Annotated in this window: 10 protein-coding genes; 8 read left to right on the top strand and 2 right to left on the bottom strand. The window is 44.2% G+C overall.

The window, feature by feature from the left end; translation table 11 throughout:
- Positions 1-894: sugar kinase (locus tag RH85_RS09015; protein WP_006711917.1), on the top strand; the 894-nt coding region annotated here is incomplete at its 5' end.
- Positions 891-1,520, top strand: coding sequence for a bifunctional 4-hydroxy-2-oxoglutarate aldolase/2-dehydro-3-deoxy-phosphogluconate aldolase (locus RH85_RS09010; RefSeq protein ID WP_006711916.1), 630 nt, complete (start codon positions 891-893; stop codon positions 1,518-1,520). The genes RH85_RS09015 and RH85_RS09010, both read left to right, overlap by 4 nt.
- A 58-nt stretch (positions 1,521-1,578) precedes the next feature.
- On the opposite strand, the gene RH85_RS09005 is transcribed toward RH85_RS09010, so the two are convergent.
- A complete protein-coding gene (locus RH85_RS09005) occupies positions 1,579-2,487 on the bottom strand; it encodes a GntR family transcriptional regulator (RefSeq protein WP_006711915.1) in 909 nt (302 codons plus the stop codon).
- Positions 2,488-2,624: 137 nt separating this feature from the next.
- Between RH85_RS09005 and RH85_RS09000 the strand changes: the two genes are divergently transcribed.
- From RH85_RS09000 to RH85_RS08985, 4 genes are all read left to right on the top strand, one after another.
- Positions 2,625-3,644, top strand: a complete 1,020-nt coding sequence (locus RH85_RS09000) for a zinc-binding alcohol dehydrogenase family protein (RefSeq protein ID WP_006711914.1) — start codon at positions 2,625-2,627, stop codon at positions 3,642-3,644.
- A gap of 230 nt (positions 3,645-3,874) precedes the next feature.
- Entirely contained in the window at positions 3,875-5,038 is a 1,164-nt protein-coding gene (locus RH85_RS08995) for a MerR family transcriptional regulator (RefSeq protein ID WP_006711913.1), read from the top strand.
- A gap of 52 nt (positions 5,039-5,090) precedes the next feature.
- Complete coding sequence (locus RH85_RS08990) at positions 5,091-5,639, top strand: GNAT family N-acetyltransferase (RefSeq protein ID WP_420895799.1); 549 nt, start codon at positions 5,091-5,093, stop codon at positions 5,637-5,639.
- A 373-nt stretch (positions 5,640-6,012) separates the two neighbouring features.
- Complete coding sequence (locus RH85_RS08985) at positions 6,013-6,999, top strand: cytochrome-c peroxidase (protein ID WP_006711911.1); 987 nt, start codon at positions 6,013-6,015, stop codon at positions 6,997-6,999.
- 47 nt (positions 7,000-7,046) lie between these two features.
- Here the strand turns inward: RH85_RS08985 and RH85_RS08980 are convergent, their stop codons facing one another.
- Positions 7,047-8,363 carry a ferredoxin reductase family protein gene (locus RH85_RS08980; RefSeq protein WP_006711910.1) on the bottom strand — a complete coding sequence of 439 codons (1,317 nt, stop codon included), beginning with the start codon at positions 8,361-8,363 and terminating at the stop codon, positions 7,047-7,049.
- Positions 8,364-8,927: 564 nt separating this feature from the next.
- Here RH85_RS08980 and RH85_RS08975 point away from each other — a divergent pair.
- Positions 8,928-9,902 carry an autoinducer 2 ABC transporter substrate-binding protein gene (locus RH85_RS08975; protein WP_006711909.1) on the top strand — a complete coding sequence of 325 codons (975 nt, stop codon included), beginning with the start codon at positions 8,928-8,930 and terminating at the stop codon, positions 9,900-9,902.
- Between the two features lie 96 nt (positions 9,903-9,998).
- A partial coding sequence (locus RH85_RS08970) for an ATP-binding cassette domain-containing protein (protein ID WP_006711908.1) occupies positions 9,999-10,603 on the top strand: 605 nt, incomplete at its 3' end.

Here is a 10,603-nt window from a genome sequence, read left to right as displayed (position 1 = left end):
GAGATGAAACAGGGTTTTGGCGGTGATTCACTGAATGCTGCGGTTTATCTAAAACGCATGTCAGACGAGCAGGTGGAAGCCTGCTATGTCTCTGTGTTAGGTGATGACAAACTCAGTGAGACGATGCGTGAGCACTGGCAAGCAGAGCAGATAAATACCGATTGGGTGCTGCGTGATACACAGCGTGGCACTGGTTTATACATGATCAGTGTCGACCAATTTGGCGAACGCAGTTTTCAGTACTGGCGAAGCCAATCTGCGGCGAAGTATTTACTGCAACATACGGAGTTTGCCTTCGTCGCCGAGCAACTGCTTTATGTTGATGTGATCTTCCTCAGCGGTATTACGCTAGCCATTTTGTCACAGCAAGACCGCAAGGCTTTGGTTGCGATTCTGAAGCAATGCCGAGCGAACGGTGTCGAGATTGTGTTTGATAGTAATCATCGTCCGGCGCTATGGTCAAGCGTAGAATGCGCCCAACAAGCGTATGGAGAGCTGTTCGCGATTAGTGATATTGCCTTGGTTACTTTTGATGACGAGCAATGTGTGTGGCAGGACGAGGATGCTCACCAGACGCTGAATCGTTTACAAGCTCAAGGAGTGAGTAAAGCAATCGTAAAGTTGGGCGAACAAGGGTGTTTAAGCCAAGAATTTGCTCTCGAGAGCACGCCAACACACACAGCAGCTTATTGGGTCGATACCGTCTTGGATACTACCTCTGCGGGGGATTCATTTAACGGCGCATTCCTAGCGCAATATGTAAATGGTCAAGCGCTATCAGCCTGTTGTCAGGCGGGGAATTTATTAGCCAGTCATGTAATTCAGCATCGCGGAGCGATTATCCCGACAGTGGTAACCGATCCAATTTGCGAACTAATTAAGGAATTAAAATGAGCGACATTACTCAACAATTAGCGGCACTTAAGGTGATCCCTGTTATCGCTATCGACAATGCACAAGATATTATCCCTTTAGGTAAAGTGTTGGCTGATAATGGCTTGCCAGTGGCGGAAATTACTTTCCGTTCCGAAGCCGCAGTTGAAGCTATCCGTTTATTAAAACAAGCGCAGCCAGAGATGCTAATTGGTGCTGGAACAGTGCTAAATCGTGAACAGGTTATTGCTGCCAAAGAGGCCGGTGCGTCTTTTATCGTAAGCCCTGGCTTTAATCCGAATACGGTTAGAGCTTGTCAGGAGTTAGATATTGCCATTGTGCCAGGGGTCAATAACCCAAGTACAGTAGAAGCTGCGTTGGAAATGGGCTTAACGATATTGAAGTTCTTTCCTGAGGAAGCTTCTGGTGGTATCGCAATGCTGAAATCTCTATTAGCGCCTTACGGTGGAATTCAGATCATGCCAACTGGCGGCATCAACACCCAAAACATCAATGATTATTTGGCCATCCCACGTGTTGTCTGTTGTGGTGGTTCATGGATGGTTGAGAAATCTCTAATTAATAATGGTGAGTGGGAGACGATTGCCCAATTAACACGTGACGCAGTCGCGTTGGTTAACTCGTAATTCTTCTCACCTCAAATAAAGTGCCTTTGGGTATTAACGCAGTAAAATAAAGCCAGCGCTATGCTGGCTTATCCATTATTAGGCTATTTTCCATGGTGCGCTTTGCCGTTTGTAAGTGATGGCGTAATTCACCCATAGCACCAATATCATCCCCACTGAGAATTTTGCTCAGTACGGCCATATGTTCCTCAATAGCGACCATATTACGCTTGCGTAGATCACTATTATCCCATTGGTAGTGGAAATGGAATATCACTGAGATAATGTCATAGAACTGGTCCATGAAAGGATTGTTCGAGGCGGACAGCAGCAACCTATGGAAACGATAATCCAGTTCTGAAAAGGCTTGATAGTCATTGACCATAGTCTCACGTAAAGCACGATGTTCATGCAGTAGATATTGAGCTTGCTGCCAGCGTTCATCGCTACGAGGAAGATTCATAAAGCGATTGAGTGCGTGGCATTCGAGCATTTCACGCAGCTCAAATAAGCTTGTGGCATAGCTTTTCTCAAATCGTACCATACGCCATCTGCCGCGATTGATATTTTCAATCAAGCTAAAGCGAGAAAAACGAATAAGGTGTTCGCGCACGACGGTTGTGGAACATTTAGATTGCTTTGACAGCTCCAGTTCGGTGAATTCTTGCCCAGGCATGATGCGTTTGTTTTTGATTGCATCGTTGAAGAAGGTTTCAAATTCTACAATCTGAATGTCATTCTCTGACATCGGCGTCACATAGCCATCGTCATCTATTGGCGTTCGGCAAATAAACCACGTGTCATTTTCTACTTCGAGTACGCCTTTTTCACATAGATCATTCATTACATGACGCATCGTTGTGCGACTGACACTAAAAAGGTCAGCTAATGCCGATTGTGATGGCAACGGGGTCTCTATATGGCCCAGTCTTATTGCATCGAGTAATTGATTCGTTGTGGTTTCTCTCAGGTTTTTATTTCTGGCCATAATAGTCCTCCTAAGAAATAAAATACCATTAAAAAACAGTTTAAATTGATAACTAACACAAATTTCTGTGGATTTTTTTAAATAAAAAACAGCTTCAATACAATAGGGACAAGTTTACATTTCTGAGAGATAAGCAGATGAAATCATTAATTTGTGAAAAGCCTTACCAATTGAATTACGTTGAACAATCTATGCCAGTAGTGAAACCTACCGAGCTATTAGTGAAAGTGTCTGCAGTCGGCATTTGTGGTACAGATATCCATGCCTATACAGGCAACCAACCGTTTTTTAGCTATCCGCGTATTCTTGGTCATGAATTGTGTGGTGTGGTATGTGAATTGGGCAGCGATGTAGAACCAAATTTCGTTGTTGGCGACAAAGTTGCGTTAATCCCATACGTCTCTTGTTTTGAGTGTCCATCATGTTTAAGTGGAAAAACCAACTGTTGTGAAAACATTTCAGTGATTGGTGTTCACCAAGATGGAGGATTCTGTGAATACCTTACGGTTCCCCAAAATAATGTACTAAAAGTGAATGGCGTTGATAACGCGACAGCGGCGTTAATTGAGCCATTTGCCATCAGTGCGCACTCGGTTCGCCGTGCCGACGTTAAACCGGGTGAGGCAGTGCTAGTTGTAGGCGCTGGACCCATTGGTTTAGGCGCAGCAGCAATTGCAGCTGCCGATGGTGCAACTGTCATTGTGGCTGATACGCAAGCGGAACGTCGTTCTCACGTTGAAAGTGAATTGAACCTGCCAACATTGAACCCGATGGATGAAAATTTCCATGAAGATATGAAACAGATTTTTGCCGGTTCATTGGCGCAAACTGTGATTGACGCGACTGGTAACCCACATGCTATGAACGGAGCTGTAAATCATATTCGACATGGTGGGAAAATTGTTTTTGTGGGCCTATTTAAAGGTAACTTAGAAATCAGTGATCCTGATTTCCATAAAAAAGAAACGACCTTGATGGGCAGCCGCAATGCGACTATGGAAGACTTTAGTAAAGTACAACAGCTAATGGAAAAAGGCATTCTGACTTCAAATATGATGCTGACGCACTCTTTTGAATTTGACACGATTGGCCACAATTACGAAGAGGCTGTTGTTAATAATAAAGATCTTCTTAAAGGAGTTATTCATTTCGAATAGCGTTATTTAGAGTAATCGTTGCTTAGCGTCATGCTAGCTTACTAAGCCTCAGAAGACTTCTGGGGCTTTTTTGTACCTTTCATTTCATCACACCTTGGCACTCTGTGTGTTGCCATTCATCTTAATAGCTAATCAAAATAATAACAGAAATAATCATTGACCTGTCTACTACTCTACAGTTTAGGATTGCACTTATACTGACAAAGTCATTAAGGGGTTAGGTCGCGAATATGTATCGAATATCAGAGTTGGCGCAAAGGCTTGGCTTATCACGTACTACCTTGCTCTATTACGAGAAGTTGGGGCTAATTTGTGGTCAGCGATTAAGTAACGGTTATCGCACATACAGTGATATGGATTTGCAGCGATTACGCTTAATTCAACAATTACACGCTGGTGGACTTACGCTGAAAGAATGTAAGGCTTGTCTGGATGCGAAAGTGGAGCGTTCGGTGTTGCTTGAGAGGCTAGAGCATCTTGATCAAGAGATCGCCCAAAAGCAGCAATCACGAGATTTATTGGCTGCGCTATTGGGTGAAACTTCACTGAACCAATGGCACGAAACTTTAGATAAACTCGCACCTGATGCCCATATTGACTGGCTTATTAAGCAAGGCTTTAGTGAAACAGATGCCCAACGATTACGGTGGTTATCCAAAGACATGAATACCCATGATAGCTATATGGCGGACTTCTATCGCATCTTTGATCCATTGGAGAGAAGAGGGCCAGGCAGTGAGCTTGATACCTTAACTGCGCTGCGTAAAGTGCCGATGAAACCAAATCAAATATTAGAGATTGGTTGTGGGCAAGGTATTGCGACTCGCTTACTTGCCGAGCATTGCGATGCTCATATTACTGCGATTGATAATGATGAAGAGGCGATTAAAGCGCTTCAGGCGAGTAATCAAGAGCATGTTGAACAGCTCCGTTTTGAATGTGCCAGTATGACGGATTTACCTTACGCCGAGCGGTCGTTCGATTTGATTTGGTCGGAAGGTAGCGCTTATATCATGGGGGTTGAAAATGCTTTCAAACAGTGGCGATCACGATTAAACGAAGGCGGTGTTTTGGTTCTGAGCGATCTTGTTTGGGCCACAGATGCCCCTAACAATCCGGCCAAGGCATTCTGGGGCAGTGAATACCCTGATATGACTACGGTCGAGACGCGGATTAAGCAGGCTAAAGCCGCTGGTTATCAAGTAGTCGACACTTTCCCAATCACCGATGAGGCGTGGGAAGCTTATTATCAACCACTTTCTCAACAAGTGGCAGCGCTCAAAGAGCAAATACCAAACTCGCAAGCCATTAAAGATATTGAGCGAGAGCTGGATGCATACCGCCAAAGAGATGGTCAATTTGACTATCAAATGTTTATTTTAATGAAAGCTTAAGCCGCTTTATTGCTGCTTTGCTTTCTGATGCTTTAAGGTCAATAGAGAAACGATGAAAACAATGAAATACTCAATTTTAGATTTAACTTACCAAGATGACATTCAAGCGCTATTCCAAAATACATTTAGTGACTCAGAAGGTGCTGATGAAGGCGTAGTGATTGGTGAGTTGGCCAATCAGATTGTCGTAACGACGGACAGCGAAGAGATGGTCATTGTTGGTGCTAGCGAAGGCGAAACGCTGCTTGGCTGCGTGATCTTTACCAAGTTCCATTTTAAGTCTAATACCACTAATGCTTATTTACTGTCACCGGCGGCGGTTGCGACAGCAACACAAGGGCAAGGCGTTGGTCAAAAGCTGATTCAATTTGGTCTGGATACGTTAAAGCAACAAGGGGTTGAAGTGGTCGTAACTTACGGTGATCCAAGTTTCTACGCTAAAACAGGCTTTGCGCAAATTACGGAAGAACAGATTAGAGCCCCGTTGGTACTGAGCTACCCTCACGGTTGGTTGGGACAAAAATTGGATGGGAGCGAATTGGTTGCTATTGATAGTGAAACACTGTGCGCCCCAGCACTGAATGAGCAAAAATACTGGTAGTCATTGAAAACGGCTTATCCGTCTTGCTTGTTTTCTTATAGATATAACTACTTAGGCTAGGTTATCAATCTAGCCTTTTTTATTGCTCGTCTTTGTATTTAGCTTGTCGAACGGTAATTGACCTAAATCAATAAGTGATTCGGTTGAATTTTGAGTGATGTTGTTATGAATAAGTTACATCCAAAGGAAAATCATCGATAAATCAAATCGTTTAAATTTTGTTCGATTTAACAATCGATTATTACCATCACCTCAATCGTTTTTTTACATTTCATCAAATTCATTGATTGTTTTAGTTTAGCTGCCAGAGCGTTCCAGTGAAGAAGTACGCCAAATAGTGAGGTTTATCAAATCTCTGAGAGAGGAAGTCTCAATGAAAACTATAATAGCAATCTCTGTACTGTCGGTGGTCTCCTTTGGTGCATTGGCTGAACGCCAAGCATTAGAGCCAATCAAAATAATCGAGCCAATGGTTGGCTTGGATGCAAAGAAAGTCGATCTAGGTAAAACCTTGTGGTTTGAACCACGCCTATCAGCCTCAAATACCATCTCGTGTAACTCTTGTCACAATGTCGCCCGCGGTGGCGTTGATAACCTACCGACCTCCATTGGTCATCAATGGGCAATCGGTCCGATTAACTCGCCAACGGTGTTTAACTCCGATCTAAATTTTGTGCAATTTTGGAACGGACGCGCAAAAGATTTACAAGAGCAAGCGGCTGGCCCGATTGCCAACCCGTTAGAAATGGCGCTGACTCATGAACTGGCGATTGATACGCTGTGTTCTATTCCACAATACCGTACTTGGTTTAAAGAGGCTTACGACGTTGATGATATCACCATCGTGGAAGTCACGGACGCTATTGCAACCTTTGAGAAAACACTTCGAACGCCCAATGCCCCTTTCGATAAATGGCTACAAGGTGATGATTTAGCGCTGACTGAGGTACAAGTTGAGGGCTACAACCTGTTCAAAGCGAAAGGTTGCACCACGTGTCATTCTGGCCCGTTAGCTGGTGGTCAAATGTACCAAAAAATGGGGTTAGTGAAGCCATTTGTGACTGACAATCCTGATGTTGGTCGTAAAGCCATCACGGGTAATGATTTTGATAAGTTTGTCTTCAAAGTTCCAACATTACGTAATATTGAACTGACTTATCCGTACTTCCATGATGGTTCTGTATGGGATTTGAAAGACGCGGTTATGTTGATGGCTGACATTCAGCTTGGGATGGGTGTTAATGAACAAGAGGCGGAGAAAATCACCGAGTTCTTGCGCTCGCTTACTGGTGAACAACCGGAAGTAACATTACCTCATTTACCGCCTTCTACTGCAGAAACAGCACGACCAAACATCTAAGTAGATGATTGTCAAAGGCGCTCGATTGAGCGCCTTTTTTATGCCGGCTAACGAAAGTTAAACAGCTCGGTATGGAAATGGTTTAAATCAAATTGCTCGTTTCTCAGTTGCGCTTTTAATGCCTCGCCAAAACCGAGTGGGCCACAAAACCAAACACTATGATCATCTAAATGACCAAATTGTTGTTTGATATTAGCGATAGTGAGGTGTTGCACAATGCGATTGTCGATCACGTGAAACTCAATGTTGGCCTCTCTCGCCAGCGTTTCTAACTCATGGATAAACTCGGATGATGGTACTTGGGTGCAATAGAACAAAGTCACACTAGGGAGAGTGTCCTGCTGTTTAATCTCGGCTAATCGTGCTTTAAATGCTGCAATACCAATTCCGCCAGCAATCCAGATCTGCGCTCTGTTATCGTCAAACTGAAATTTACCATAGGGGCCTTCAACCGAAACTTGCTCACCAACGAATAACTGTTGGTGCACGGTTGAGGTGAAGTCACCCAGCGCTTTAATGGTGAACTCCAGATGCGAGGCGTTGGAGTTTGAGCTAATAGTGAATGGGTGCGGCTCTTCACCTGCAACTTTGAGAAAAGCAAACTGACCAGCGTGATGGCCTGACCAAGTCGGTAAGGCCATCGTCACTTTCGTAGTTTGGTTCTCTGGGTTATAGGTGAGAGCACTGATCACGCCTTGATGAGTTCGACGTTTACCAATCAGTCCTAGCAAGCTAACGACGGCGCATGCAGTACCGATGAGAGCGAAGGCTATCACCATCGGCGTGATGAGATTATCCCAGTAACTCGGTTTGATCAGTATGACGGAGTGATAGGCGATCACTATAAATGCCACCGCCATCGCTTTATGCGTGAGCTTAAAGTACTTGTATTTAATTGGCGCTAATAAGGCAATAAGCGTAAGCAGAATAAAGCCATAAAGCGCGAGTTCACCAATCGATTCAGCGCCGCCTCGCAGGCTCATTATAAGTGCTTGCAGAGATTCAGGGTCAAGTTCAGGTAGAGCGTGGTTACCACGTTCAATAACACCAAGTTGTACCAGTGTTTTCGGTACTATCGCCAGTAGCCAATGCGCCGTTCCAAAGATCACTGCCCAAATAGCCACCCATTTGTGTAGGCGATAAGATTTATCTAACCCTGCGGTTAGCCTTTCAATCCACGTTAAACGCAACGCTAACAACATCGTTAAGGTCAATAGCACCAGTGCAATGATGCCCGTCGCTTGAATGAGGCTACTGCGCCAAGGCATAAATTGACTATAACTGAGTAGTTCAGGTTTGGCTTGCAGCCACACTGCAAGAACAACGGTAATTAAACCGATAACGGCTAAATAGAGTGTCTTCATAACTAAGCTCCTATGGAGCTTAGACTGTAGAGGATTGAATGTAATACGACGTCAAGTGAAGTAAAGCAGTGTAAATCCTGAAAGCAATGGGTATTGATTGATTTGTATTTAAACTACAAATTTTAGAGTGAAAACGACATTTCTGGCGGCTCATTGAGCGAAAAGGGGGGCTACGTTGTCCTTGCCCATCTCGTTGTTTGACTCAATTTAGTGAGCTAAATCTGATTCTGACCAGTTCGTTGCTTATTTTAACAGCAGTATAGTGCTCTTTTTATACGCTCTGCCAGAGTGGCATATTTTTATGTGAAGTAAATGATCTTATTTTGTTTGGTTTATTGGTGTGATTTTGGTTGTGGTTGATCTATTAATTACGTTGCACTTTCGAGCTAACGTTTTGGTAACATGTTTTATTATGCAATTTATCATTAACGTGTGGCGATCACAGTTCCTGCCTCGTTCGACCGATTTACTCTTCGTTGAGTCTTACCATCTCTCTATCGATTCACCTTAACCCTACACATAACTAATTACGCATAAGTAATAAACATAAAAGGATTGATGAAGATGAAAAAGGTCTTATTAAAAGCTGCGGCCTTAACGCTTGCACTTGCTGCCGCAGGTGTTCATGCCAAAGACTATGAAATCGTGAACGTTGTCAAAGTGTCTGGCATTCCTTGGTTTAACCAAATGAATAAGGGGATTGAACAGGCGGCAACGGATTTTGGCGTGGATGCTCGCCAGCTTGGTCCTTCGACACCCGATCCCGCGCAACAAGTGAAAATCATTGAAGACTTAATCGCCAAAGGTGTTGATGCGATTACCGTTGTGCCAAACGATGTCACTGTACTTGAGCCCGTGTTTAAAAAAGCACGTGAGAAAGGCATCATCGTGCTGACTCACGAATCGCCAGATGGTCACGGTGCGGATTGGGATATCGAAACCATCGATAACCAAGCGTACGCCAAAGCAACCATGGATGAATTAGCGAAAAACATGGGTGAACAAGGCGGCTACGCAATCTATGTAGGCTCACTGACGGTTCCGTTACACAACAACTGGGCAAACTTAGCGATTGATTACCAAAAGCAAACCTACCCAGCCATGTACGAAGTAACCAGCCGTATGCCAGTGGCGGAAAGTATCGACCAATCATACGCTGCGACTAACGATTTGATGAAAGCACACTCAGACATGGCAGGTATCATTTCTTACGGTTCTCTAGGTGGTATTGGTGCCGGTGAAGCGATCAAGAAAAAACGTGCCAAAGATAAGATCAGCGTTGTTGGTATCTTAATGCCAAGCCAAGCTGCACCGTACCTTATGCGCGGCGAGATTGATAAAGGCTACCTATGGAATCCAGCAGATGCGGGTTACGCAATGGTGGCGGTGGCGAAGCAAATGCTTGATGGCCAAGCAGTTGCCGATGGTGTCACTGTGGAAGGTTTGGGCGATGCTGAAATCGATACCGAAAAACGCGTAGTTAAATTCAACAAGATCCTTGAAGTCGATAAAACCAACGCTCGTCAACTTGGTTTCTAAACACTTACGTTCGACCCGTTCGTTAAGTTTGACTGACGAAAGCAATACATAACTATGGGGCAGTGCAATGCTGCCCCCTGATTTCTGGAAATTCTTATGTCTGATACTCCTTTTATTACCCTCAAGCAGGTGTCAAAACACTTTGGCTCTGTTAAAGCTTTGGATGGTATCAACCTCTCTTTTAACCAAGGCGAAGTGCACTGTTTAGCGGGCAAAAATGGCTGTGGCAAGAGCACGCTGTTTAAAGTCATTTCCGGCGTGCATGCGCCAGAAAAAGGTGCTGAAATTCTGCTGGGTGGTAAAAGTTACCCACGCTTAAATCCGCAGCAATCGATTGAACACGGCATTCAGGTTATTTATCAAGATTTGTCGCTATTCCCTAACCTGACTGTGGCGGAAAATATTGCTATTCAAGATCATGTTGAGTGGACAAAGGGATTCGTTCAGCAAAAACGCATTGAAGAAATTGCGATTAACGCAATGGCCAAAGTAGGCGTGAAGCTACCGCTGAATAAGCGAGTAGAGCAGCTTTCGATTGCTGAGTGCCAGTTGGTGGCAATTTGCCGTGCCATGGCATCTGATGCCAAGTTAATGATCATGGATGAACCGACCGCCTCATTAACACGCACTGAAGTTAACCATCTGATTAAAGTGGTTGCCGATTTGAAATCGAAAGGTGTGACTGTGGTGTTTGTGAGTCC

It is taken from the genome of Vibrio ichthyoenteri ATCC 700023 (assembly GCF_000222605.1).
Taxonomy (GTDB): Bacteria; Pseudomonadota; Gammaproteobacteria; order Enterobacterales; family Vibrionaceae; genus Vibrio; species Vibrio ichthyoenteri.
The sequence above is the reverse complement of the archived record's forward strand: the minus strand, read 5'-3'. Positions and strand labels throughout refer to the sequence as shown.

Excerpts from the sequence above, each read along its gene's own strand:
- RH85_RS09005 (WP_006711915.1), bottom strand. The coding sequence starts at position 2,487 with ATGGCCAGAAATAAAAACCTGAGAGAAACCACAACGAATCAATTACTC.
- RH85_RS08980 (WP_006711910.1), bottom strand. The coding sequence starts at position 8,363 with ATGAAGACACTCTATTTAGCCGTTATCGGTTTAATTACCGTTGTTCTT.
- RH85_RS08995 (WP_006711913.1), top strand. The coding sequence starts at position 3,875 with ATGTATCGAATATCAGAGTTGGCGCAAAGGCTTGGCTTATCACGTACT.
- RH85_RS09010 (WP_006711916.1), top strand. The coding sequence starts at position 891 with ATGAGCGACATTACTCAACAATTAGCGGCACTTAAGGTGATCCCTGTT.
- RH85_RS09000 (WP_006711914.1), top strand. The coding sequence starts at position 2,625 with ATGAAATCATTAATTTGTGAAAAGCCTTACCAATTGAATTACGTTGAA.
- RH85_RS08985 (WP_006711911.1), top strand. The coding sequence starts at position 6,013 with ATGAAAACTATAATAGCAATCTCTGTACTGTCGGTGGTCTCCTTTGGT.
- RH85_RS08975 (WP_006711909.1), top strand. The coding sequence starts at position 8,928 with ATGAAAAAGGTCTTATTAAAAGCTGCGGCCTTAACGCTTGCACTTGCT.
- RH85_RS08990 (WP_420895799.1), top strand. The coding sequence starts at position 5,091 with ATGAAAACAATGAAATACTCAATTTTAGATTTAACTTACCAAGATGAC.